General features: G+C 46.7%; 24 protein-coding genes and 3 tRNA genes. 4 read left to right on the top strand and 23 right to left on the bottom strand.

The genetic code is table 11. From position 1 onward, the window contains the following. Positions 1 to 59: 59 nt before the first annotated feature. The 3 genes from DWX26_RS16720 to DWX26_RS05625 form a co-directional block, all read right to left on the bottom strand. Positions 60 to 197 carry a hypothetical protein gene (locus DWX26_RS16720; protein WP_156327580.1) on the bottom strand — a complete coding sequence of 46 codons (138 nt, stop codon included), beginning with the start codon at positions 195 to 197 and terminating at the stop codon, positions 60 to 62. A gap of 22 nt (positions 198 to 219) precedes the next feature. After that, on the bottom strand, positions 220 to 975 hold the full coding sequence (locus DWX26_RS05630; protein WP_330415228.1) for a transglycosylase domain-containing protein: 756 nt from the start codon (positions 973 to 975) through the stop codon (positions 220 to 222). A 290-nt stretch (positions 976 to 1,265) separates the two neighbouring features. Beyond that, on the bottom strand, positions 1,266 to 1,826 hold the full coding sequence (locus DWX26_RS05625) for a biotin transporter BioY (RefSeq protein WP_022461328.1): 561 nt from the start codon (positions 1,824 to 1,826) through the stop codon (positions 1,266 to 1,268). Between the two features lie 278 nt (positions 1,827 to 2,104). On the opposite strand from DWX26_RS05625, the gene DWX26_RS05620 reads away from it, so the two are divergent. Next, entirely contained in the window at positions 2,105 to 3,478 is a 1,374-nt protein-coding gene (locus DWX26_RS05620) for an MATE family efflux transporter (RefSeq protein ID WP_118601043.1), read from the top strand. A gap of 200 nt (positions 3,479 to 3,678) precedes the next feature. Here the strand turns inward: DWX26_RS05620 and DWX26_RS05615 are convergent, their stop codons facing one another. Next, positions 3,679 to 6,108 (bottom strand): glycoside hydrolase family 3 protein, encoded by a 2,430-nt coding sequence (locus tag DWX26_RS05615; protein ID WP_118601042.1) that lies wholly within the window; start codon positions 6,106 to 6,108, stop codon positions 3,679 to 3,681. Between the two features lie 405 nt (positions 6,109 to 6,513). Between DWX26_RS05615 and DWX26_RS05610 the strand changes: the two genes are divergently transcribed. Genes DWX26_RS05610 through DWX26_RS05600 form a run of 3 tightly spaced genes read left to right on the top strand, consistent with a single transcriptional unit; the run spans position 6,514 to position 9,535 of the window. Further along, on the top strand, positions 6,514 to 7,629 hold the full coding sequence (locus DWX26_RS05610; RefSeq protein WP_118601041.1) for an MGDG synthase family glycosyltransferase: 1,116 nt from the start codon (positions 6,514 to 6,516) through the stop codon (positions 7,627 to 7,629). Between the two features lie 6 nt (positions 7,630 to 7,635). Further along, positions 7,636 to 8,292 carry a glycerol-3-phosphate acyltransferase gene (locus DWX26_RS05605; RefSeq protein ID WP_243030549.1) on the top strand — a complete coding sequence of 219 codons (657 nt, stop codon included), beginning with the start codon at positions 7,636 to 7,638 and terminating at the stop codon, positions 8,290 to 8,292. A 55-nt stretch (positions 8,293 to 8,347) separates the two neighbouring features. Beyond that, on the top strand, positions 8,348 to 9,535 hold the full coding sequence (locus tag DWX26_RS05600) for a pyridoxal phosphate-dependent aminotransferase (protein ID WP_118601040.1): 1,188 nt from the start codon (positions 8,348 to 8,350) through the stop codon (positions 9,533 to 9,535). Positions 9,536 to 9,806: 271 nt separating this feature from the next. Here the strand turns inward: DWX26_RS05600 and DWX26_RS16715 are convergent. The 19 genes from DWX26_RS16715 to DWX26_RS05520 form a co-directional block, all read right to left on the bottom strand. Further along, positions 9,807 to 9,925: transfer RNA gene (locus DWX26_RS16715), tRNA-Phe, on the bottom strand. Positions 9,926 to 10,205: 280 nt separating this feature from the next. Further along, positions 10,206 to 10,895, bottom strand: a complete 690-nt coding sequence (locus DWX26_RS05595; RefSeq protein WP_147398112.1) for a hypothetical protein — start codon at positions 10,893 to 10,895, stop codon at positions 10,206 to 10,208. A gap of 97 nt (positions 10,896 to 10,992) precedes the next feature. Further along, positions 10,993 to 12,480 (bottom strand): DUF2828 family protein, encoded by a 1,488-nt coding sequence (locus DWX26_RS05590; RefSeq protein ID WP_243030547.1) that lies wholly within the window; start codon positions 12,478 to 12,480, stop codon positions 10,993 to 10,995. Between the two features lie 189 nt (positions 12,481 to 12,669). Further along, positions 12,670 to 12,792, bottom strand: a tRNA-Phe gene (locus DWX26_RS16710). 346 nt (positions 12,793 to 13,138) lie between these two features. Further along, positions 13,139 to 13,765, bottom strand: a complete 627-nt coding sequence (locus DWX26_RS05585) for an HD domain-containing protein (protein WP_118601038.1) — start codon at positions 13,763 to 13,765, stop codon at positions 13,139 to 13,141. A gap of 207 nt (positions 13,766 to 13,972) precedes the next feature. Further along, complete coding sequence (locus DWX26_RS05580) at positions 13,973 to 16,027, bottom strand: AAA family ATPase (protein WP_118601037.1); 2,055 nt, start codon at positions 16,025 to 16,027, stop codon at positions 13,973 to 13,975. 104 nt (positions 16,028 to 16,131) lie between these two features. Beyond that, positions 16,132 to 17,415: a hypothetical protein gene (locus DWX26_RS05575; protein ID WP_118601036.1), complete on the bottom strand. Its 1,284-nt coding sequence runs from the start codon at positions 17,413 to 17,415 to the stop codon at positions 16,132 to 16,134. A gap of 49 nt (positions 17,416 to 17,464) precedes the next feature. Then, on the bottom strand, positions 17,465 to 18,031 hold the full coding sequence (locus tag DWX26_RS05570) for a hypothetical protein (protein ID WP_118601035.1): 567 nt from the start codon (positions 18,029 to 18,031) through the stop codon (positions 17,465 to 17,467). After that, positions 18,021 to 18,611, bottom strand: a complete 591-nt coding sequence (locus DWX26_RS05565; RefSeq protein WP_158580590.1) for a GNAT family N-acetyltransferase — start codon at positions 18,609 to 18,611, stop codon at positions 18,021 to 18,023. Before DWX26_RS05565 ends, DWX26_RS05570 begins: the two co-directional genes overlap by 11 nt. Positions 18,612 to 18,665: 54 nt before the next feature. Further along, positions 18,666 to 18,770, bottom strand: a tRNA-OTHER gene (locus DWX26_RS16705). A gap of 388 nt (positions 18,771 to 19,158) precedes the next feature. Continuing rightward, positions 19,159 to 19,986 carry a hypothetical protein gene (locus tag DWX26_RS05560; RefSeq protein ID WP_147398111.1) on the bottom strand — a complete coding sequence of 276 codons (828 nt, stop codon included), beginning with the start codon at positions 19,984 to 19,986 and terminating at the stop codon, positions 19,159 to 19,161. A gap of 32 nt (positions 19,987 to 20,018) precedes the next feature. After that, positions 20,019 to 20,462 carry a DUF4253 domain-containing protein gene (locus tag DWX26_RS05555; RefSeq protein ID WP_158580589.1) on the bottom strand — a complete coding sequence of 148 codons (444 nt, stop codon included), beginning with the start codon at positions 20,460 to 20,462 and terminating at the stop codon, positions 20,019 to 20,021. Between the two features lie 22 nt (positions 20,463 to 20,484). Then, positions 20,485 to 20,682: a hypothetical protein gene (locus tag DWX26_RS05550; protein WP_055228065.1), complete on the bottom strand. Its 198-nt coding sequence runs from the start codon at positions 20,680 to 20,682 to the stop codon at positions 20,485 to 20,487. Positions 20,683 to 20,742: 60 nt separating this feature from the next. Beyond that, positions 20,743 to 21,318 (bottom strand): hypothetical protein, encoded by a 576-nt coding sequence (locus DWX26_RS05545; RefSeq protein ID WP_055228066.1) that lies wholly within the window; start codon positions 21,316 to 21,318, stop codon positions 20,743 to 20,745. Between the two features lie 141 nt (positions 21,319 to 21,459). Continuing rightward, complete coding sequence (locus DWX26_RS05540; RefSeq protein ID WP_055228067.1) at positions 21,460 to 21,906, bottom strand: hypothetical protein; 447 nt, start codon at positions 21,904 to 21,906, stop codon at positions 21,460 to 21,462. A gap of 96 nt (positions 21,907 to 22,002) precedes the next feature. Further along, the gene (locus tag DWX26_RS05535) at positions 22,003 to 22,686 is read right to left on the bottom strand and encodes a hypothetical protein (protein WP_147398110.1); all 684 of its coding nucleotides are present in this window, start codon (positions 22,684 to 22,686) and stop codon (positions 22,003 to 22,005) included. Positions 22,687 to 22,917: 231 nt separating this feature from the next. After that, a complete protein-coding gene (locus DWX26_RS05530; protein ID WP_118601030.1) occupies positions 22,918 to 23,736 on the bottom strand; it encodes an endonuclease/exonuclease/phosphatase family protein in 819 nt (272 codons plus the stop codon). Between the two features lie 19 nt (positions 23,737 to 23,755). Next, positions 23,756 to 24,244, bottom strand: coding sequence for an HAD domain-containing protein (locus DWX26_RS05525; protein ID WP_118601029.1), 489 nt, complete (start codon positions 24,242 to 24,244; stop codon positions 23,756 to 23,758). A 110-nt stretch (positions 24,245 to 24,354) separates the two neighbouring features. Then, positions 24,355 to 24,651 carry a hypothetical protein gene (locus DWX26_RS05520; RefSeq protein WP_118601028.1) on the bottom strand — a complete coding sequence of 99 codons (297 nt, stop codon included), beginning with the start codon at positions 24,649 to 24,651 and terminating at the stop codon, positions 24,355 to 24,357. Positions 24,652 to 24,933: the final 282 nt, after the last annotated feature.

The following is a 24,933-nucleotide window of genomic DNA, read 5'->3' as shown; positions in this document are numbered from 1 at the left end:
AAAACGCGAGCAGAATCACCGTTTTTCTTCCGGCAATTCTGCTCACATTTTTCTTTCTCTTATTTCAGCTCAATTTTTTTCTGCTTTCTTCGGATGCACAGCCTCACAAATAAAATCGCCGCCTGCACACAGAGAATCATCACCAAAATTCCAATCATGGACAGCGCTGTTGCCCCCAGTCTGATCAGTTTTCCCATTCTTTTTTCCTCACTTTTCTTTCTATCGTGCCAGAACCGGATCGGCTGCCGCATCCCACAGCAGGCTGTCCGTCTCACTTTGTTCCAGGTATCCATATTTTACCATTGCCGCCAGCACCTGCTTTTCCCGCTGCAGCGCCAGATCCGCGTGGCGCGACGGCGCGTAGGCGGACGGTGCATTCGGGATTCCGGCGAGGAGAACGGCTTCGCTGTCGGTCAGATCCTGCGGCTCTTTTCCGAAATAACCACGCGATGCTTCTTTGAGTCCGTAATAGCCATCCCCGAAATAAATAGTGTTGATGTACAGCTCCAGAATTTCTTCCTTGGAGAGCTGTCGTTCCACATAGAGTGCTGTCCACGCCTCTGCCGCTTTTCTGGCAAGTGTCTTATTCTGATCGTAATACATGTTTTTTACCAGCTGCTGTGTGATAGTACTGCCTCCCTGCTCCGGTTTCATCACGCGGATGTCATGTACAACCGCGCGCGCCATGCTGATCCAGTCTATCCCGTGATGTGTGTAATACCGGTGATCCTCGACAGCAAGCACCGCTTTTTTGTACAGCTCCGGCACCTGTTTCAGGGGAACCCACTGTGCTTCGCTTCTGATTTCCTCTACCGCCTGCGCGAGCGGCTTTTCCTTCACTGCCTTCTGATAGGAAACATATCCCTGGATTGCCCAGAACATTCCGGCCGTCAGCAGGATCAGGCAGAAAAATGCCAGAAAACCTCCAACCATTTTTCCCGCTGTTCCCCGGTGTTTTCGTGTTCTTTTTCTCATGGTTTCAAACCCCTTTGTTGTTCTTTCCTGCTTTCTATCCTACCATATCTCCCTTAACGCCTTCTTGCCTCTTTCTTAGGAATTCATTAAAATTTTGAAACTGTATGAAATGCATTTTGCACGTTTTCAAATAACCGCTGCTGCTGCGGAATACTTTAACCGAATCAGGCAAGTAGCGAAGCGGATTGCGAATATCCGCTTGACAAAACAGAAAAAGACAGACACCTGGCAGATTGTCAGGATGCCTGTCTCTTGTTTTTATCTTTTGGTTTTTCAGAAACGCTCTGTGATTATGCTGCGGTTCCGTAGTTCATTACATGAGCTGCTGACAGTGCTTTTCGAACGGCTACACCGAGAATTTCAGCTACTACAACGGAAATCACATCTTTTACGATGTACGGAACGGAAACTGCAAGGAACGAAGCCGGGATCGTGTTTCCTGTTACAATGGAAAACTGTACCACACCGAATGCGTGACATACCGCAAGACCTGCGATTCCAAGAACGAATGGTTTGCCCGGGAAGCCTTTTTTAATTCCGGCACCGCAGAGCATTGCCATCGGAATAAATCCGAAAATAAAGCCGCCGGCCGGTCCGAGAAGAGCGCCGAAGCCACCGCTCATGCCGGCATAAACCGGAACGCCGATCGCGCCGAGGATCAGATAAAGAGCGGACGATGCACCTCCCAATTTCCAGCCAAGCACGTAGCCGCAAAATGCCATTGCAAAGGTCTGCAGCGTCACCGGAACGCCGGTCGGAAGCGGAATCGTCACAATGGACAGTACCGCAAGCACTGCCGTCATCATGCCGGTCAGTACAATCTGTTTTGTTGTAAGTTTTGATTTTTTCATGAATGTAAGTCCTCCTCGTAGGTTCTTGTATGCAATTCTTTCTGTCTTTGAATTGTTAACCTTGTTACAATATAGGTTAATATTTCATTTTTGTCAATCTCTTTTTTAAAAATGCAGAGAGTTCTGCTACGATTCTGTTACACTTCCTGAAAATAGCGGTCACCCTCTTGTTTTCTGTTTTCTTTCTATGGTATACTATATAGTCTCGGAGTTTTTCCGGGAATTTTCACCCGATACAAACGATGAACTTTTACCTCATTTGAAAGGAGATACCCTCTATGAAACCTTCCGAAAATCCTCTCGGCTCGGAACCGGTCAGCTCTCTTTTGCGGCGTTTTGCGATTCCGAGCGTCATCGCGATGCTCGTCAGCGCCCTCTATAACATGGTAGACCAGCTCTTTATCGGTCACAGCATCGGCGTGCTCGGAAACGCAGCGACCAACGTAGCGTTCCCACTCAGCATGGTCTGCACATCCATCGGTCTGCTCTGCGGCATCGGCGGTGCTGCAAACTTCAATCTCTGCATGGGCAGACGAGAGCCGGAGCACGCGAAATCTTATGTTGGAAGTGCCATCTCCATGCTGGCAATCCTCGGTGTGATTCTCTGCGTTGCCGTTCAGCTTTTTCTGCGCCCGATGATGCTTCTCTTTGGTGCAACACCGGACGTCATTGATTACGCCTGTACTTACACCAGAATCACCTCCATCGGCTTCCCGTTTCTGATCGTCACAATCGGCGGCTCCAACCTGATCCGCGCGGATGGCAGTCCGAAATTTTCCATGCTGTGCAACCTGGTCGGCGCGATCGTCAACACGATTCTCGACCCGCTGTTCATCTTCGTTTTCCACATGGGCATGGCAGGTGCAGCGCTCGCCACAATCACCGGACAGATTTTATCGTTCGCGCTTGTTGTCCTCTATCTGCGCGGTTTTAAAACGCTGCCGCTTTCTCTTTCCGATCTGAAGCCGAACATGGCCTGCTGGGCACGGATCGCTGCGCTTGGTGCAACTCCGGCATTCAATCAGGTGGCAATGATGGTTGTTCAGATCGTTATGAACAACACACTGACCTACTACGGCTCCAATTCCGTCTATGGAAGCGACATTCCGCTTGCATGCGCCGGCATTATTTCAAAGGTGAATATGCTGTTCTTCTCCTTTGTCATCGGCATTTCCCAGGGACTTCAGCCGATTGTCAGCTTCAACTTCGGTGCGCAGAAATATGACCGCGTGAAGGACGCCTATAAAAAAGCAGTTTTTGCGGCGACTGCCATTTCCATTGTCGCCTTCCTCTGCTTCCAGTTCTTTCCGCGCCAGATTATCGGCATTTTTGGTTCCGGTTCAGAAGAGTACCTGCATTTTGCAGAGCGGTACTTCCGCATTTTCCTGTTTTTCACATTCCTGAACGGTATCCAGCCGGTCAGCTCGAATTTCTTTACCTCAATCGGAGCACCGAAGAAGGGTATTTTTCTTTCGCTGACGAGACAGATTATTTTCCTGCTTCCGCTGCTGCTGATTTTTCCGTATCTCTTCGGCATTGACGGCGTGATGTACACTGCACCGATTGCAGACCTTGCAGCCGCATCAGTCAGCATCGTTATGGTCGTGCGGGAATTTAAGATTATGGCAGAGCTACAGAAGGCTGCCGCCTGAAAACAGTTTTTTTCCTGTAGTTTCCGCTCGTTTTTACTGCGCTGCGGTCGCCAGAGTCTTGCTACAGATCATTGCCGTGTAAACAGGAAAGAATCCTGTCCGGAAAGTAAAAAATCGTATGCTGTTGCTTTTTCCACAACAGCATACGATTTTTTTATGTGTTATCCACACTTTTCTTTATTTATTCACATGCATCCACATCAGTCCATGCGAAGAATCATGGTCAGGATTCGTTTTGCACAAAGAGCGATTTCGTCGCGGGTGATGTATCCCTTCTCAAATGCCTCCTGTACGCGCTCCTCGTATCCATTTGCCATCTTGATATCATTTCCGGCTTTTGTCTCGCGGTAATGCTCGCCGTGTGTCCACCAGTCGGTCGTTACCATTCCCTTAAAGTCCCACTCACCGCGCAGAATACCGGTCAAAAGATCCTTGTTCTCAGATGCCTGAACGCCGTTGATCAGGTTGTAGGACGACATGATTGTGTATGGATCTGCCTCTTTTACGATGATTTCGAAGGCTTTCAGGTAAATCTCACGCAGCGCACGCTCGGAAACGCGGGAATCGCTGTCTTTTCGGTTTGTTTCTTTGTTGTTGCAGCAGAAGTGTTTCACACTTGCCCCGATATGCTCGGACTGCATACCGCGTACCATTGCCGCACCGGATTTTCCGGCTACAAGCGGATCCTCGGAATAATACTCAAAGTTTCTTCCGCAGAGCGGGCTTCTGTGAATGTTGACAGCCGGGGTCAGCCAGATGCCGATGTTGTTTTCTTTGACTTCCTCTCCGCCGGCTTTACCGATTTCTTCGATCAGCTCCGGATCCCAGGTGCAGGCAAGCAATGTTGCGCACGGCCATGCGGTCGTGTTGACGCCACACTGCGGCTGAATGCGAAGGCCTGCCGGTCCGTCTGCGGTCATGATATTCGGGATGCCGTACTCAGGCAGATTTCCCATGCCAAACGTGTTGGCAACTCCAGTGTTCGGCTGACCGCCGAGCAGATGAATGAGTGCTTCTGTCGGAAGCTTATCTACAAACTCGTCGAGCGTTTCTTTTCCTTCGACCACATTCATCAGGTTCGGATTCGTCTTTGCTGCCTCCATAAGCTCGCCAAAACTCTTTCTCTCCTGTGCCTTGACTGCCGGGAGGAAACCTTCCAGAGTCAGCTTATCCTGACGCTCCAGTCCTTCTTCCTCGACAAGGCCGTTATCGGTCGGAAGCGCTTCGTAGGTTCCATCCGCAAGGAGACGTTTTTCCAGCTTATGCGGAGCAGCAAGGCTGGTGTACTGTGCAGTCACTTTTGCCTCTGCCAGATCGTAGGTGAAGTCCAGTTTCTTCGCATCTCTTACATTGTTTCCAACGTAGAAGACGTAGCTTCCTGCCTCAAGAACATAGGCAGATTTTGCAACCTTTCCAAGATCATCAAAAGATGCCATATCTTCCACTGTAAAGGAAAGAACGACTCTCTGTGTCTCGCCTGGCTGCAGCAGTCTTGTTTTCCGGTAAGCGCCGAGCTCTTTGGCCGGTTTGCCAAGCTTGCCCTGCGGTGCGCCATAGTAGAGCTGTACAACTTCTTTTCCGGCACGTTTTCCAGTGTTGGTAACAGATGCTTTTACAACAATCTTTCCATCCTTCTCTTCTGCACCCAGAACTTCTGTCTCAAAGCTGGTGTAGGAAAGGCCGAAGCCGAACGGATAATTGACCTTCTCCGCTGCGCCAGGAATCGTCTCGAAATAACGGTAGCCAACGTAGATATCCTCGTTGTAATCCACGTAATAAACGGATTTATGGAAGTTCTCGGTGGATGGATAATCCTCGAGGGTTGCTGCGTAGGTATCAACCAGTTTACCGGATGGGTTGACGTCGCCTGTTACAACGTCCGCTGCCGCGAGGCCGCCTTCCATGCCGCCCTGCCATGCCATCAGCACCGCCGGAATCTCTTTGCAGTCTTTGAACCAGCTGGTATCAACCATACCGCCGACGTTCATGACAACGATGACATTTTTAAAGTTTGCTTTTACTTTTTCTACCATGGCTGCTTCGCCGTTTGTCAGGCAGAAGTCGCCGTTTTCGAAGATGCTGGCGCTCAGCTCGATCTGTTTTTTCTCATCCTCAAACAGCTCATAGCCTTCATCGTTGATCTGGCATTTGCGGTCCCAGCCCTCGCCGGAGAAACGGCAGATGGTGATGATTGCGGTATCGGTATATGCTTTCGCTTTTGTTACCAGCTCGTCCGGTACTTCCGGCTCTCTTGTCATGCCCGGTACAGCGCCTGCAGCATACTGTTCTTTTACATTTTTCTCATAGAATTCCGGAAGTTCATGGAACAGAGAAACCTCCCCCTCGGCCTCTTTGATCTTCATGCCTTCGTAGAAGTTGCGGATATACGCAACGGTAACGTCACCGCTTCCGCCGCCGCCTTTTACGTAATCAATCGTTCCTTTTCCAAATAAAGCTACTTTTGTGCCTTTTGCGAGCGGCAATGTCTCGTTCTCGTTTTTCACCAGAACCATACCCTCGCCTGCTGCTTTTCTGGAAAGTGCGATATGTTCCGCGCTTCCTGTTACCCTTTTTCCGTCTTTTCCCAGCGGCAGAACCGGCTGGTAAAGACTTCTCTGCCATTTACCCATTTTAAGCTTACCTCCTGTATTTTCCGGTGCGCAGATTGCTTTCCGAACGCGCCCCATTCTGTCTTTATGATACGAAGTTTTGGAGTGGATGTCAATTGATTTTTCAGCATTTTATCCTGTTTTTCGTTTCTTTTTCTTTCGATTTTATTCTATTTTGCCAATTTTTCAGGCATCCGTCGTTTCTTTCCTTTCTCTCAATATCTTGATCCGTAGGTGGATGCTCCGTCTGCGTCTCCCCGGTGTTTCTGCTGCCTGTCGCTTTTCTGTTATATCAGACACTTTTCTCATTTTGTGGATTGTCCGAAAAATAACAGCGTTCTATACTAAAGCGTGTCTGAAAACAAAACATCGGCATCCCCTTTTTCAGGTTCTCTTCGGGATACAACAAAAGAATGGAGTTTTCTTATGAAGGTACTGATTTTATCCTGCAATACTGGCGGTGGCCACAATGCTGCGGCCTCTGCATTAAAAGAAAGTCTGAATTTTTATCACCACGAAGCCGAGGTTCTGGATCTGATGAGCCTCGGGCGAAAGCATACCTCCGCACTGGTCGGCGGAGCTTATGTGAAGCTTGTCTCCGTTTTTCCGGCCGGCTTCGGCGCACTCTATCAGCTTGGTGAGCTGGTACGGAAATTTCCCTGGAAATCCCCCGTTTACTATGCAAATGCGCGGCTTGGAAATGCGCTTGCAGATTATATTGATCAAAACCATTTTAATGCCGTTGTCACCACACATCTTTATCCGGCGGAAACACTGACCTGGATGAAACAGAAAGGACGGCTGACGATTCCCTGCGTTGCCGTTGCCACCGATTACGCGTGCATTCCGTTCTGGGAAGAGACGAACTGCGATTACTATGTGGTTCCGCACAAGGATCTGATCCCGGAGTTTGCATCCTGCGGTATCCCGGAAGAAAAACTGCTTCCTCTCGGTATTCCGGTGCGGCCCGCATTTGCGCGCCCTGCATCCAAAGAGGATGTGCGCCGCCATCTCGGTCTTCCCGAGAATGCTCCGCTGTTTCTCGTCATGAGCGGCAGTATGGGATTCGGCAAAGTGCATCTGCTCGCACATGAACTCGTTTCCCGGCTGGAAAACGGCGAACAGGCTGTGATCATCTGCGGAAATAATAAAAAACGGATGCGTTCGCTCCGGCTGCAGTTCCATAAGAACCCAAATGTACATATCATCGGTTTTACACGCCACGTTGCGGAATATATGGCCGCTGCCGATGTGCTGTTTACAAAGCCTGGGGGCTTAAGCAGTACCGAGGCCGCTGTGCGGCGCGTTCCGCTCGTCCACACTGATCCGATTCCGGGTTGCGAAACAAAAAACCGTGCTTTTTTTGTCTCACGCGGAATGTCCGTGACCGGCGCACATCAGAAAGAGCTGGCAGAGGCCGGTATTTCGCTTGCCCACGATGATGCACGTCAGATTGCGATGCGCGATGCCCAGCGAAAAAACAGCCATCCGCAGGCGGGAACGTCAATTACACACCTTTTGGAAAAATTAGTTTCGGAGTAACTGCTTATGATGCTTACTGCTTATCTGTTTTATAGTTTCTTCGGGTACCTCTCGGGCAGCGTACTGTATTCGTACCTGATTCCAAAATACTTCTGCCACGTGGATGTCCGAACTGTGAATGAAGATCAGAATCCCGGTGCCTTCAACGCCTTTTCAGTGGCCGGACCGCGGATTGGGCTGCTCTGCGTCCTGTGCGATATCGGGAAGGGATTTCTGCCGGTGTTTCTGGCGGCGCACAGTTCCGCTGTTTCGATGGGTTCCTGGATTTTCGCCCTGATTCTGCTCGCCCCGGTGGCCGGACACGCATGGCCGTTTCTGCAGCCTGCGAAAGGCGGAAAGGCGATCTCTGTCTCGTTCGGCGTGCTGCTCGGCCTCCTGCCGTATCTGCGACCGGCGCTTCTTCTGGCGGCGTTTTATCTGACGTTTTCGTTGATTCTCATTATCCAGCCACACAGTCTGCGCTCGATCGTTTCGTTCTCCGGGTTTGCCGTTGCCGCACAAATTTCCCGCTTTCTTCCGTCCGTGCGGCTCGGCAGTCTGCTGGTATCGCTCGTGGTCTGCCTCCGCCATCTTTTCAGCCTGCGGGAGCATGAGACCGAAAATGCTGCATTTACAATTCAGTCTTTGTCTGCTAAAATAAGGAAAAAGCAGAAAAAAGAATAATATTTACAGTTCATTTAAAACAGCGGCAAACAATTTACTTCAGGAGGATTGACACATGATTTCAGAAAAAATGGTAACTCTCGGCACAAAAAAATCGGTAATCCGCGAGATTTTCGAATACAGTAAAAAACGCGCTGCCGAGATCGGCTCCGAAAATGTCTTTGATTTCAGTATCGGAAACCCAAACGTGCCGGCTCCGGCCTCCGTTCATGAGACCATCAAGGAGCTGCTCGATTCCAAAGACGATTACTATCTCTTCGGCTACACCTCCGCGCAGGGCGATGCCGATACCCGCGCCGCCGTTGCAGCCGACCTGAACAAACGCTTTGGTACCGCGTTCCATGCCGACAACTTCTACATGACCTGCGGTGCAGCCGCTTCGCTCCGCATCGTCCTTGGCGCTTTAACCGTTCCGGGCGACGAGTATATCGTATTTACCCCGTACTTTCCGGAATACCGTGTTTTCATCGAATCTGCAGGCGCAGCCATGATCGAAACGCCGGCTGATTCTTCCACGTTCCAGATCGACTTTGACCGCCTCTCGGCCGCTGTCACAGCGCACACCAAAGGTGTTTTCGTCAATTCCCCGAACAATCCGTCCGGCGTTGTCTACACCGAAGAAAACATTCAGAAGCTCGCTGCTTTTCTGGAAACAAAATCTTCCGAATACGGTCATCCGATTTATCTGATCGTTGATGAACCGTACCGCGAGCTTGTCTACGGAGACGTGGAAGTTCCGTATCTGACAAAATATTACAAAAACACGCTGGTCTGCTACTCCTACAGCAAATCCCTCTCCCTGCCGGGCGAGCGTATCGGCTACGTTCTCGTTCCGGATGAGGTCGATGATGCAAGAACCATCTACGCAGCCGTCTGCGGCGCCGGACGCGCCCTCGGCTTCGTCTGCGCACCAAGCCTGATCCAACACGTCATCGCCAAATGCGCAGGACAGGTTTCTGATCTTTCGGTCTACAAGAAAAACCGCGATCTGCTGTATGATTCATTAACCGCCTACGGCTTCACCTGCGTTCACCCGGACGGCGCTTTCTATCTCTTCATGAAAACTCCGGAACCGGATGCGTATGCGTTCTGTGAGAAAGCGAAAAAGTACGAACTTCTTCTGGTACCAGGCGACGATTTCGGTGCACCGGGATTCGTGCGGATTGCTTATTGCGTTACCACCGCACAGATTGAGCGGGCACTGCCGGCGTTTAAGGAACTGGCGGGAGAGTATTTTGGATAATTTTTCAACTGTCAACTTTTCTTAAATAGATGTTGGGGTCAAAAGGCTTTTTGACCCCTTTGACCCCGGTATCTTACATATAGTAAAAAACGGACACTGCTTCATCTTTGAAACGCAGCGTCCGTTTTTCTTTTATTCTCCTACATCCTGTTTTCCAATCACAACTTTACATCTTTTCTTCCACATCCCTGTTCTGACACACGCATACCGCTCGCTTTCGATGATCTGTTCCATCGCTGCCGCTCCTTTCTTTTGAGCTATCTCAATCGCATAAGGCGGGCAGGACTTGAACCTGCATTCTGTGCCTTATCCTCTACGAAAAATTTGCTGTACGTTCCACAAACATGAAACATTTTTCTGCACAGGTTTTGCCCGTTAAACTACCGCCTTATTTTCAGCCACATTTTTTGTGGATACTGATGTGTATCAAATGCTGTTCCACTCTGACTTGCTTTATATCATCGGTGGAGATGCTATTTTCCTGCCTCAGCCTTCTCTCTAAAGCTCAGGATTTCCTTCAGAGACCTTGGTTCATAATTCATCCATGGCTTCATACATCCCACATTGTATGCCTGCGGTCTGCACTCATAAATGTGTCTGCTGCATTCCTGCTTTCTGCACGTCTCTGTTCTTTTTGTGAATGTCCGTGCTTTGTTCTGTATATACTATATTACATATTTTCGATTTTTGCATTTAACTTCTGGTTTAATTTTTCATGTGATATGGTTTCTGGTTTTTCCCAGCTCCACACAGTACTGTCCAGACCTGATTTCCCTTTGGACAGTGCCTTTAGCTCTTCCACGCAGAATTCCGTCGCGCGTACGATGTACTCGTTGGCCATTTGTCTGGTAAGGATGGACAATTTCTCTTCTTTTCTCTGGACGAATTCCCCGCGGACTTCTTTTATAAGACCTTTCACATCGAATTCAGCAAGCTGTGCCAATGGCTCTTCTGTAAGATCCAGCTCCTGGATCATTTCCTGGAAAAGTCCATATTTTTTCGAAACATATTCATTTAATATCTCGTAGTCACGATGCAGTTTTTCTACATTTCCAGGAACGCTCGAATTCCAGCCATGCTCCCCATACATAAATCTCCGATACAGCATATCCTGGATCAGATGAAGATAATAGCCGAGATATAAATCATCCTTCTCCATGTATTTCCCGTATCTGTCGCGGAAACATTCGAGATCGTATGTGTATCTGGTATTTTCGCAGATTTTCTTCTTTAAATGGCTATTTCCCGCCACCGCCCCATCCGGCAGAATCACCCCAAGGAACAGGCGGTTGATATCTCGAAACGAGACTTTCTTTCTCATCTCCTGTACAATTGCCAAGTGAATCATGCTTGATGCCATAGTGTCCTCTTTTCCTTTATTCTTCTGCATTCTTTTTTTCAATATCAGCTTTACATCTTTTGAAAGCTTTCTATCCATACTGCTAACTTTAACATTTTTATGCCGCATTTCCAATTCTGACGCATGCGTACCGCTCGCTCTCAATCACTTTTTCCATCGATTTAACCGGCGTGCTGTCAATATTGTTCAGGAGATTCTGGAATGTCGTAACCGACTGGCCGCTGTATAGCTGGACACCTTTTCTCCGACTGTCGGCATGGAAAATATCGTTTCGACTGTCTACATTCCAGAAAATAATATTCGGTAATTGGTAGCCGCAATACTCGTACTTTTCTTTCATATGATCATAAAACATCCAATTGCGGTCTCCGCATCTGTCGATCTCCATGTCAGATACAACGATCAGCGCTTTCGGCATTTCTTCCGGCGGTACATCGTGATCCATCGCTGTTTCCAGAACCCGCTCAAATGCAGCCTGAAGATTAGTATTCATCCCCCATTCCGTACGCTCGACGTATTTGATTTTCTGCAGCAAGGTTTCCCCTCTCAGAGAAACAAATTCCGGCTTCTGGCTGAACGTCATGAAAAGATTGTGGTAAGCGCCCCGGTTCCGCTCTGCAAAGTAAATAGCAAGACCAATGGATGTCGCCAAGGGTCTTCCACTCATGGAACCGGAAACATCTGCAATGACAATTGCATTCGTTTCCTGCGCCACATAATCCGGCAGCTGCCTCCACTGCGCCTCCAATACCTGATTCCATTGACGTCCATACAGAACTTTTTCCACGAGATCGTACGGGTACAGCGTCTCCGCATGAATCTTTTCTTTTCCATCCAGTGCCTTCGACAGATACTGGTTAAAACGCTTTTCATCATGTTTTCGAAATGCGCTCCTGTAAATCATCATGGCTCTTCCGGAGACCTCCGGGTAAACGATCTCCTCCCACTTTCTTTCTGACATTTTCACTTCCAGCACACCGATATATTTCCGCAGAGAACGGACGATTCTTTTGAAGTTGTAAACAGGATAGCCGAGTTTCTGCGCCGTCAGAATGCCGAGTTTTCTCGTCTCCGTATTTTTAGAGTCTGCCGTTTTGATCCATTTAGCAAGCAGGGAAACGCTTTTTCTCTCCTGAAAGTTTTTCAGATCTGCTTCCAGCTGCTGCTTCATGGCACTCCACATCTCGTCCTCAACGCCAGTTCCGATCAGGCAGTACCAGTCGTCAAAACGGCCGAAAACACCAATCAGATCAAGGTTGGCAATAACTGCCTGCGGATGGTACTCGGCAAGATACTGTAGTAGAATCCGAAAGACACGTCTCTCGCCGAGACCTTCCCGGATATCACGCGCATAAAACAGGATTTTCAATGCGAACAGCGGGTCTGCCTGATATGCTTCCGCAAACAGAAGCTCAATTCTTTCCGGATCCGCTCTGCGCAGGGATCCAATTGTCGCAAACAGATCCAGCCGCGCATCGCCGGTTGTGTTCCGTGCTACTGCTCCATTTTCTGTATAAGTTTTTGTCGCCTGCTCCCGTATCCATTCTGCAAAATCCATCGCTGCCGCTCCTTTCCTTCGTTCCACTGTTTTCTCCAGACATCCTTTTCTGGATCTATGGACTCCATTCTTTCTCGTTTGCTCTTCTGTTTTTTTCTGAGTGAGGGCCGGATTTGAACCGGCATCTTCGCCATTACCACTGGAAAAAAGTTTGCCGTTACGGTCACGCACATGACCGTTTTTTCGCGCTCTTTCTTTTAAGCTACCTCACTCGCGTAAGGCGGGCAGGACTTGAACCTGCATTCTGTGCCTCCCTATTCTCCTCAAAAAGTTGCTGTGTGTTCCACAAACATGAAACCTTTTTTTCTGCACAGGTTTTGCCCGTTAAACTACCGCCTTATTCTGTTATTTTAGTGTTTCTGTCTTCTGTCCCCAGCTCAGGATTTCCTTTCGGGATCTTGATTCATAATTCATCCATGGTTTCATGCATCTTTTCCAGATCATTTTCTGTAATAGCATTTTCCCCAGTGATTTTTTTTCTTCCCGATTCGGATTTCAGGGTCTCTCACCGTAAAATTTCCAGTCGCAGATATCCCATGTCTCAGAAATTTTTCGAAATGCTTTTGATTTTCCCCACAGTGTTTTCGCCCGTCGAACCCTCTTATTTGCCGCGCGCTTTGCCCAACGGAAATTTTTGCATCGGCCTTTGCTGACGGGCGTTTTTTTACAGCTTCGGCTCATCAGCCTACTCCCCATCCAGAATTTTCTGATAGAGAAGTCTGCCTTCCTCCCCGGCAAGCCGTCCGCAGATTTCTGCCCGTTCGGCGATAACAGGGATCTGGATATGTGCTTTGGCATCTGCCAGCTGTAGCAGCATCAGGTTTTGAAACATCGCAAAGCTGGCCATTTTCGTATGGCGTCTGACGTGCTTTAATTTTACACTGACGTGGTCATCATGATACTTCACATAATACAGGAGCTCCTGTACATCGAAACACGGAATCACATACCCCTGCCGGTCCAGCTCCGGGACCACGATGTCGCGCACGATTTCCATGCTTTTTTCGGGATGACCGTAGTAATGCATGTCCGGATCACCCTCGCGTTTTCCCCTGCACTGCGCTTCCGGCTTTCCGATATCGTGCAGCAGCGCCGCCAGATAGACCATGTCATTTTCCATCCTCCGCGGAAGATTGCAGACCACATGGAGGGAATGCATCCATAAGTCATACTGATGTGCACTGTTCTTCTGATCATAGCCAAACATGGTTCGTACGGCCGGAATCAGCGCTGCGATTTCTTCTCGTCTCACATCCATCTCTTCCGCAGTTTCTGCTGTTTTCAACACATTCAACAGCTCGCTTAACTTCATGTGTTCACTCCCCCTTTCTGGTCTTTTTGTGAATATCTGTGTTTTGTTATATATAGACGTTGGGGTCAAAAGGTTTTTTGACCCCTTTGATACCAGATTGCTACGTGCTTTGCACTCCCGCAATCTTCATGTATATACTGTATCACATGCTTTCGTTTTCTGCACTTAACCGCTGGTTTAATTTTTTTTGCTGATTTTTTATGCTGTTCACCCGGCACAAAATCCGATCTGCCGGCTCTGCGGTTTCTTTTTCAGGCCGATCATCTCGAAATCGTCCGCCGTCAGAAGACAGGCCTCCTCTTTTTCCAGCGTACCATTCTGATGTTCCCGAATGAGGCGGTCTGCCTGGCGCATGATAGCGTGGTCCAGCAGGTTTCTGACAAACCGTCCATTGCCGTAATTTTCTTCCCGGCATGCATCGGCGCAGATGGAAAAGCATTTTTCCCTTGTTCTTTCGTCCATCCGGTATTCCGATTTTTCCAGCATCAGATCCAGAATCTGCGTCAGTTCTTCCGGCGAGTAATCCGGGAAATTCAGGTGAAAGGCAATGCGGCTTGCAAGACCTTCATTCTGCTCCAGAAACTCCTTCATCTTCTCCGGATATCCTGCAAAAATGACAATGACCTCATCCCGGTAATTCTCCATCTCCTGCACAATGGTATTGATTGCCTCGGCGCCATACGTGCGGTTGTCTTCTACAAGAGAATACGCCTCATTGATAAACAGAATGCCGCCACGCGCCGCCTGAAATTTACTCTCAACAATCTGTGCTGTCCAGCCGACGTACTTTCCGACCAGATCCTGCCTGCCGCACTCTACAATGTGGCCATATTTCAGCACTTCCTCTTCCTTCAAGACCTGGGATAGCAGACGCGCCACGGTTGTCTTTGCTGTCCCTGGATTTCCGGAAAACAGCATATGCATGGATGACTGAACCCCCGGAAGACCCATCTGTTTCCGCATTTTCTGCATCTTGGCCGCCGCCAGAATCTCGTCTGTCACTTTCTTTACCTCCGACAGGCCTACCATTTTCTGCAGCTCCAGGTAAGGCTTATCTGTCTTCTTTTTCAGCTCAATTTTGATCAGGTCTTTTTCCTTATAGGCCTTGTAGATATGGGTTTTCAATCCGCGGCCATACCAGCGGTTGTAAGCGTTATAAATATCCGAAACCGAATACAGCTTCTTCTCTTTCGGGAGATACTGCGTCAGCTCGTCTATCGTGTAATCGTGATACTCCGTTTTCTCCGCCAGACGTTTCAGATAAGCAGACGCCCGCTTCAGATCTCCCTGGCCTTCCTGAATTTGAATCAGATCCGCATTGGAAAGAATTTCCGCTATCGTATCATCCGATACACTGCGGTTTCCGGAAATATCTACAAAGATAAATAAGGTAGAATTTCCATACTCATTCAGCTTATTCCCAAGTGCTTTCGCCAGATCATAATTGCCGGTGGCATACATTCCGGTACTCTTTTCACCTTCCAGACTTAAGATCACCGTACCACCTTTGGCACCGGAGAAAATATTTTCAAAATTTCCTTCCTGTTCTGCTTTATGTGTCATCTTCTGTACATCATAAGCCCTGCCACTCAGCAGTCTCTGATTCTCCAGAAGGGCTGGAATCAGAATATCAATCATATCATCCGCAGCCGCTTTGTCCCCGGCTGTGATCAGATAATGCACGGGATGCCCAACAAAACGTTTTTCATTTTCCAGAGCATAAATCCGCTCCATCTCTTCATAGAAACTCTCCGATGCCATAATTTCCTGCATCTGTTCTGACTGCTTTTGTCTGTTCATATCTTGGGACGTGTAAATCCGTTCACTTACCTGATACGCAACAGGTTCATAATAGCTGTGCTCCGGTTCCGTAGCAAGCTTTAAGTCCTCTTTCATTGACCGGATATAGCACTCCGTCCAGTTATTCCGTTCTGTCCGGACCATTTCTTTGTAAAACTCATCACTTGTGATTTCCTCACATGCAAGCAGCTCCATTTCTGGCAGTATCTTCCGAATATAATCCACACATTCCCGAGGATCCACTTCCATTTCAAGTTCAGCTACAATCGTCATCTTATCCTTCCGAATATCACTGATCATAATGAAAAACTTCTTTTCTGTACGGTAGGCTGTGTAAAATTTACTGTTCCATTCCGCAATGTCACTTCGCCGGGGATAGAGGCCCTCATATCCTTCCTTCGTTGTACCTTCCTGTTCCAGATTCAGTTTTGAACAGTCTGCCGTGTATTTGTAAAGAATCATTCGATGATACCTCCCTTGTGAGCTCTACCGGTAATCCTGCTGTTGTCTCTTTCTATCTGCTATCTTACCACCTGCCGTATCCCGTATGTGGACAGGTTCTTGTCTTAAAAAACTCCTTCTGTCTCTTTCCTTTGCTCCCGGATATACTTCTCGCTGAACTGCCTTTCCCGTTCGATCCAGTCCTGTGTTCTCTTCTCGAGTACAAATGGAAGTTCTCTCCAGATCATTCTGAGCTGTTCTTCTGTGATTTCCGGTACTTTCTTTAAAATAGCCTCTCGGAGATACACACCGCCTCCGCTGCAGGAATCCGGGAAACAGTTTTCTTCGCTGATGGCATCCAGAATTTTTTTATAATATTTTCGATACATCTGATATGCTTCGTAATGTGCAATACGGTTCACATGATCTTCGATTCTGGATTCCTCCTCCTGTTTCAGAATTGTTTTCTTGTTGATTCCGCCGCTGTTCACATTCGCATAATACATCGCATATGCTTTAGCTTCTTCCAGACTTTGGAATGTGCGGAGAAATCTGCCGAAGTTATGAATATCACCATCTGAAAACGTAATCCAGTCATAATATGCCAATTCCGGCGGAAAATGATTTTCTTTTCCGTAAAGCTCTGCACATTCCTGTCTGCTGACAGAATGATAATCCCACGGACCGATGATATCATCGTAATCCGCGTAGAAAAGAATATAGGCTTCCACCTTTGCATCACTGTATATCAGCATCGGGCTGTGCTCCTCGTACTGATACAGAATCGAGTATTTTACACCCTTGATTTTTCCGTCATTCCTTCTCATCAACAGTGCGTAAACGCCCATCTCAGAATTGTCCGGAATATTGTTCACATGCATCGGCTTCCAGTTAAATTCGTTCTCCGTCAGTTTCTCCTTCTCGCGTTTTTTCCGGCGTTCCGCCATTTCCCGATCCATTCTTTCCCTGTACAGAACGCTTCCGATGTAATCATATCGTTCCAGATGCTCCACGCCAATTGCCCGGCCGGCCAGATTGATGGCATAAAAATGCCAGAAATTTTCCTTTTCCCGTTTCGCCTCCGCAGCCGCTTTGCTGTACTCATCCAGAATATCTTCCCGGATCAGTGCATTTTCTTTCTCCAGATATTTCCAGCCGTGATCTTCTGCTTTATATTTATGACGATAACCAATTCTTTCATCGGTCGTCTCAAAGATCGGGAAAAGCTCGGTACTTTTGTAAAATGGTGTCTCTTCAAATCCGAAAATATACTCTTTTCCCTCTTTGCTGAGCAGACATACACATCCCGGGCCGCCCATTCCAGAAGGGGGATCCTCCTGTGCAAACACAACGGTTTTCCAGAAGTCTTCTGTTAAATCTGGTAAATCAAACGTGTGATCTCTATCCATATCTCTGGCTCTCTTCCTTTCCTTTTTCCGTTGCATAAAAAGTTCTCTTTTATTCTGTTCTCAGATCTTCTCTCGGCTGATTGGAAAGCACAATCACCATCTGCTTTCTGTGAACCGTTTCATACTGAACATCCATCCACGTTTTTTCAGCATGCGGACACTCTTCCATTCCGATGCCGTACACATACATATCATCGTATTTCTCCGGTATCTCACTCCGATATTCATAGTATTCAGATGACCCGTCATTTCTATTTACGATAGAAAAATGTCTGCCGATCTGCAGATACGGTTTTAGGTCACGGAACAAAAGCTTCTGTTCCACACTCCGTTTGATATCCCGCGGTTCTTCCGAAATCATAAGTTCCATCGCAGGTTTCATTGTATCATCTTTGCTGCACCAGCATTCTCCTTCCGGTTCCGGCAAAGCCATATAGACATCTCTGGAAAATTCCACATCCACCATTCCGACTCCATAGATGTAAAAGCCAGCATATTTCTGTTCTGGAATGTCTGACAGCATCAGATAATCGTGGTAATAACCATCCTCAAAACAGATGGATAAGCAGACATTGCGTGCAACATATTTTCTCAGTTCTTCAAATTTAATTGCCATCAGAAAACTCCTCCTTTGTCAGTACCAGTTTTACTACTTCGTGTGCGAAAAAATTATCTTCTTTTTCGAAAATGTTACCCAGCACAACCATGATCGGGCCGTCCTCTACTTCTCTGAATCCCAGCTTCCGCAGCAGGCTGATCGTTGGTTCATTTTCTGTCTGGGTCGTCACATACAGCTTATCGACGAAAAGATTCTTTCCGTTTGCAGAAACCCCATCACCAAAGAGCTGATTAATCAGCTCTCGGCTGGCTTCTTCACAGTAGCCGTTTCTTCGGTATTCTCTGGCGATATAAAATTCAATTTTGTATTCGTCTTCCATTTCTCTATGTACGCCTACGTAGCCGATAAACTTGTCTTTCTGCTGTTTGGGAAAAATGGAATAGGTGCAAAGCTCGTGATCAGTTCTCTCAAAATAGTTGGCAAACCCCATCACATGTTTTTCGGATGGGCTGACTCCGCAGAATATGTAGAAGTCGCCATCATCCCGCAGCATTTGTAAAAATGCCTCGGAGTCTCTGTCCGTCCGGCTTGGGAGAAGGAATAATCTTTCAGTTTCGATTGCGGATCCTGTGTTCATTTGTGATCTCGTCTCCATTCTTTTGTACATTGGCTGTGAGTTTTCATGCTTCAGGAGTGAGGGCTGGAATCGAACCAGCGACAATAGATCTTTTGCTGTACCGACCACACCCATGATCGGCTTGGTTTCTCTGCTCTACCATGGCTGAGCTACCTCACTCATATTTCTCTTTTAACTTTTGTATTCCTTATGTGATTCCACCCCGTCAGGAACCAGCCTGCTCCGCCGGAATATCTCCGCCGGTTCTTCTGCGATCTCACTCTAGCCGGCTTTCAGTAATAATTCTCCTGTTACGTCTGCTTCCTGAATTGCGAAAAGTTCGTTCAACGTCATATCGAGTTGTTCCTCCTGATCTGTTCGGTATTCGAATGCATTCGCCGGTGTTCTGATGTACTCCTATTATTCCACTTTTTCCCGGCGGTTGCATTGAACTTGTGGTTTACTTTCCGGGTATGCCTTATCTTATCATGGAACCGTTCCTGCATGTGGACACTCTTTTGGCCACTTCTTCTGTTGCCTTTCTTTTACATCGGGAAGTTTCTGTCCATTACCAGATTCTTGTTTTCTCAATTGCCGCAAGAAATGCCAGCATAGAAATTCTGTTATTGGTCAGTGTACCGGATTCCGACAGAAAATCATAAATCACTGTGCATTCCTTTCTTTTCAGGACAGCTTCCGCCAAGGTATACAAAGCTTTCACAAATTCCTGCTCGGCACGATAATATTCTTCTAAGGCTTCTTTATCCTCACGTCCGTTAACCGGATCAAAACATGCCCTCACATACGCTGCTCTGGCTGCTTTCCGCTGCATCTCAAGATATTCTGCCTGCACCTGATCTGCGATTCCATCCAGTTCCTTTTGCAGCGTGTTGTAAATTTCATTCAGCTCCGTGCGTTCGTACTTCTCTTTCGTGTCGTAAGGCGGTACCTTTGTTTTCCATTGGGATGCCAGTTTGAAGCTTTTGTTTTTCAAATCGACAACATACGCATAGCGTGGACGCATGGTTCCACTCCACAATCCGGTTCGCAAAAACGGATGATTGGAATAGAAAAATTCGTAGGAACAGGATGAAAAATCAGCCCCAGGTTTATCATATTTTTCCTGGTTGTATTTATGTTTAAACATAATAAGGGCTTTATCTTCTACCGTGGCGTCATACAGAAATCCGCCATATGGATCGTCTAATCTTTCCTCTCGCAGCCACCGGACATCAAACGGAGCGCGCGTCAGAAATTTCATTCCTACATCGCCCCACCACATCGTGTCGTTTGTATTGTGGAAGAAATGACCATAGATGCGGATGTCGCGGTAAAAATTGTCGGTTTGCGGTGTGATGATTGAAGAAACTTGTTTTGCCAGATCATTTACATTCATAAAAACCTCTTTTTTATTTTTTAAGCTATGCACTAATCCCACCATAATGTAATCCTCCCTGTTCTGCTGATTGTCTCGATCTGCTGATTTTCTTTTCCGTTTACAATTTCTGCACAAAGCTCCACCGTTTCTTCTGTAATCTCGACCGCCTCCTTTTTCGAAATCCGACGATCACTTTGAAAGGTCAGCGTATCATGCGAAAGCTCCACCAGCTTTAATCCATATTTTTCTTCCCATCTTTTTGCCACCCGTCCCATGGTTTCGCTGTCCGGGCAAGAATTGAAATCGCCCCAATACCTGCCCAGACAGCTGAATATCTCATATGCATGCGTCACATCAAAATTCACCCGGATGCCTTCCGGTTCTTTTTCTTTCTCCCAGAAAATCCATTCATCTCCGCTGCATGCCCTTTGCAGATGCTTTTCCTTCCAGACACACAACTCCATAGAATCCATCTCACAGATAATTGTCGTCATATCTTTCGCCTCCACCATATTTTTATTTACATGTCCTTTTCTTATGCTTTTCGGCTCTGCATGCTCTTATTTCCTTCTTTTCCACCTTCCCACCGCTGTTCGCATTCTGGCGCACAGCCTCTTTCAGGATTGCCGCTTTAAAGGCTTTCGGTGTGCTTCCCATCCATTTGCTCATCTCTAATACGCAGTTATATTTTTTGTAATCCACTTTTTTAGCCATTTTTCTTTCTCCATTCTTTGTACTCATTTATTTCGCTGCATTTCCAAAACAGCTCTCAAATCACGCATCCGGAAACAGATCGTATTTTTCATTTTCGACGAAACCATTTTCTCTGAGTTCTTTGATAAACCGAATGGCTGTTTCAGCTCCCCATTTTCCCTGCAGAAGCATCATAAGCGGAATGTGAATATCCCGGAACTGTCCAAGCGGCCATTCGAACATATGCCGTTCTAATACATTCATCCCACTAAGCTGCAGCATTTCTTCTTCAAAACGCTCTTCATACGCAAAATCAAAATACTCCGTATCTACCCAGAAACGGCCGCCGTTGCCAAGCTCTCTGTTTACTTCATTGGCAAACAAAATGCAGTTCTCCATATTCCACTCATTGATCATGATGGGATGAATGAACCACAGCAGGCGGATCTGATCATTTTTCAGCACCTCCATCGTGCCTTGGATTTCCAGCGGCGGAACCAGATTATTTTCATTCTCTAACAAGTAAAACATGTGCCATGCTTCCGGGTACATCTGACGCACTTTTGATGTGTTGTCCTTTTTTATTACACGAATGCCAAATAGCTCCCTCTCGCGTTTTACAATTCTTCCTACGACTTCCATGCTCTCTTTTTTCATATGCTCTTCCTCCTGTACTGATACTGCATGTGGGTCCAGATACTGCACAGACTGAAGTTCTGTGCAGTATCTTATCATGACTCACTGTCCTTCTGGTGTCAGACTTTTGTCCGAACTTCCGCACTCTGAAATTTATGGCTCTTACATTGCCAGATATTGCTCTGCCATGCAGCACAGACTTTCCTCGTCAATGACCTCCAGGAAGGCATCTTCATCCCCGTATAACGCCTTGCCAATATGTTTGATCGCCTGAATTCCAACCATAAGCTCCTCTTCCTCCGGGTATTGACAATAGTTTAACAATCTCCGTATTGTCTTGAGGCTCACTGATTCATCCTCTTCAATATATTCTGATAATTCTATATCCCGCAGGATGCTGGAGGCTACAAAATTATATCTTCTTGCCGTTGTCATGAATCTTTCTGTATTGAACCAGAAACTGATACCATCCTTGTTATCCCGCAGGACATTCGAGAATTTCTTCAGCAGATGGGCTTTCTGAATGGTTGTAACTTTAATCCGCTCCCGTTTTGCCTTGCCCGGGGTATGATAAGCATCTTTCTTAGTAAATTGAATTTGTTTTCCCATTTTGTCCCTCCAACTTTTTTCTTCTGATCTTGTCTTTGTTGTGGGAGAGATATCCCGACCGAAATCGACAATATCTCTCCGCCCTGTTTCACGGCCTTATCGTTCGAGATAAGGCTTTAACTCACTCTCTGCAAACGTTTCGATCTTCTCATCCAGTTCTGACAGCTTCTCCATAAATCGAACCATCAGCTTTTGAAATGCCTGCTCCGACTTTATTTCCACAATTCCTTTCTCATTGCGCTTTGCTTCCTCTTCGGAAAAGATCTCCGTCGTATCTTCAAATACATATGGTTCAACGACCTGATCCATGAAGTTCATCATTGCCTTGTATACTGCTGTCGGCAATGCAATTTTCTTCACCTCGATCATATTGCGAATGTCGTAATATACGTTTTCATCCTCAATATCCATGTCGCTGACAAATTTTCTGAGTCTTTCATAGCACTCCATAATCTGCTGTTTCTGAAAATCAGTTGTTGTATTCATGATCTTTCTCTCCTCTTCATTCAGTTTAATTGGTTCAGCTGTTCTTTCCCGCAGTCCACCCTCCGGTAATTCCAGATATGCTTCCAGCTGTTCCAGCAAGCCTGGAATTCTCGGATCTGGCCCATTTGATGTTGCTCTTTCCCAGTCCTTTACCGTATTATGTGATATCCCAAGTGCGTCGCCAATCATCTCATGAAGCCTTGCCTTACTGGGTACTGCTTTCCCCTTGAATTCGCCCGTTTTCTTGATCAGATTGAGTACGGTTCTATATTTTGCATTATCAAATTTCATCATTTCGCTTCCTCCTTTTTCTTTAATCCGCGATTTTATCATACAATATTTGTTCCTTCTAAAAAGGGTAGGAACAGTGTGAGCAAAAAGGTAAGCAGTTTTCCTAACATTTTCATTCTCCTCCTTTCCTTTTGCCCCATAAAAAGTGTAACCGCTGCATCAGCAAACATCTTGCTACACAACGGTCACACTTTTCCGGGGGTGTTATCTTTATAGTCTACAGCTTCATCAGATTTACTTTTTCTGATCTTTCTCTGTACTAAGATATCCCTTTACGATCGCATGGTCCGGAAATCCAGGTTCCACGGATACTCTTCGGCTGTGTTCTTTATCATAGGTTTGAAAATCTTTCCCCCACAGATACGCAATCCGATCGCGCCTTACAAATTCTCTGTCATAATCTCCAAGCTCAACTACAATATCGCGTGTAATCAAATGATCTTCTGCAAATTCATATGCATATCCTCTGTCTGCGTGTTCCTCAAAGATGCTTTGACCGCATGGCGTGTGTCTCTCGAATCCACCCTGTGAAAGAATATGGTCAACCACTTGCAGATTCCAGCTTGCCTCCGTCGTCTCCCGCCGCAGGTTATTGCAGTCTGCAATCATAAGCACTGGATGTTTCTTTTCCTTTGCCTTATTCACAACAAATTCCAGTTCTTCGGCACGCTGGCTGTAATCCACCATTCGAATCCGAAATCCGGCAATGGTAAGAAGCTGTCCGTCCTGGTCTTCCAGATCCACCAGTAAGAAATTCGGATGATTGTTTTTCATCGTTGTAACCACCGAATCATCCACTGCATGAAAAGTATATACGTCCCTCTTCCAGAGAATTCCAACTTCATTTGTTCCATTATTCTGTGTGACTGCGTGCTGATATCCGGCTCTCTCCATCTCAGCCCAGAAATAGCCAATCGTGCTGTGCTGAAACAGTTCTGTTAACACAATAATGTCTGCATTCTGGTCGATCAGTTCATCGATCACAAACTGTGGAATCCCCTTTCCCATACCACTGCGCTGATTGATGTTCCATCCAATTACTTTGCTCTTCATTTGCTTTTCCTCCATTTGATTAAAATAATTTTACATAATCCAGAAATACCATCGTCTCCACAGCCGGCGTTCCGGCTGCGAACCGAGCATGCTCTATCCCCTCGGTAAGTAACAGCCGCTCCCAAAGTTTTGGATAACTCTGGAAATCAAATCTGCAATCATCCAGAATCACATATTCTTTGATCTCTGGATGTTCTTCCAGGTATGCTGCAATTCCGGCACCTCTTTTGTACATCCTTTCCTGCGTGTGTCCCGATATAATCAGGCCATATCGGGCGAGCTTGGAAAACAGATATCTGTAATCTTCATCTGTGGGTTCTAGTTCCTTCCAGTCAGATGACAGAACGATATCCGCTCCGCCAAACTTGCTGATTGTCTTTGCCAGAACCTCCACGCGCGCATCGTCAATTCCCTGATATCCTTTTGGGGTTTGCCGGACGGTGGTTCTGGTATTCAGGACGCCATCGACATCCAGAAATACTACAAAGTTCTTATGTTTTTTGCCCATTTGTGTTCTCCTTTCCCTGCCCTTGCAAAAAAGCAGCCGAATAGATCAAATCTATCCGACTGCTTTTCCGGGAGTTTTATTTTTATTGTTTTAATTATCTGGTGTTTTTATCACCATTCACTGCAGTCCTTATCGTATACTTCTTCTCGCTCTTCTTCTGTGTACGATGACAACCACTCACTCTCCACATCATTTCGATCAGCAATTTCCTGATCGAAGCTGCCTTGATGACCGCAGTTCATGCATTCATATTTGTCGCAATCAGATTGACTCACGACCAGACCGCCTTTGAAGCCGCAATGTGGGCACTCGTATTCATCTGCATATCGCTGTGCCCTTAAATACACATTCAGATTTAACTGCAGTTCTTCATATTCTGGATTTTCAAATAACTTAGAATTTAACATGTTGGATGTCCTCCATTTTTTTATTTTTCCCGAAAAGTAGTCAGTATCAAATCCTCTGACGAAATCAACGGATGGGGTAAATGGAGGTTCTAATTTGCCGCATTCGTTGATTTCACAGACCTTGGGGGTGTAGCCCCCAAGGTCTGTTTGCAACAATCTACATACATGACATTTTGCAATAACCTACTTTTTGTCTCTGCCAAAAACACTTTTTGGGTAAGGTCATATTCTTCTCCATTTGCAACCAATAAAATACAGCCACCATAAAGGTAGCTGCATCTT

Source organism: Blautia sp. AF19-1, from assembly GCF_003479155.1.
Lineage (GTDB): Bacteria > Bacillota > Clostridia > Lachnospirales > Lachnospiraceae > Fusicatenibacter > Fusicatenibacter saccharivorans.
The sequence above is the reverse complement of the archived record's forward strand: the minus strand, read 5'-3'. Positions and strand labels throughout refer to the sequence as shown.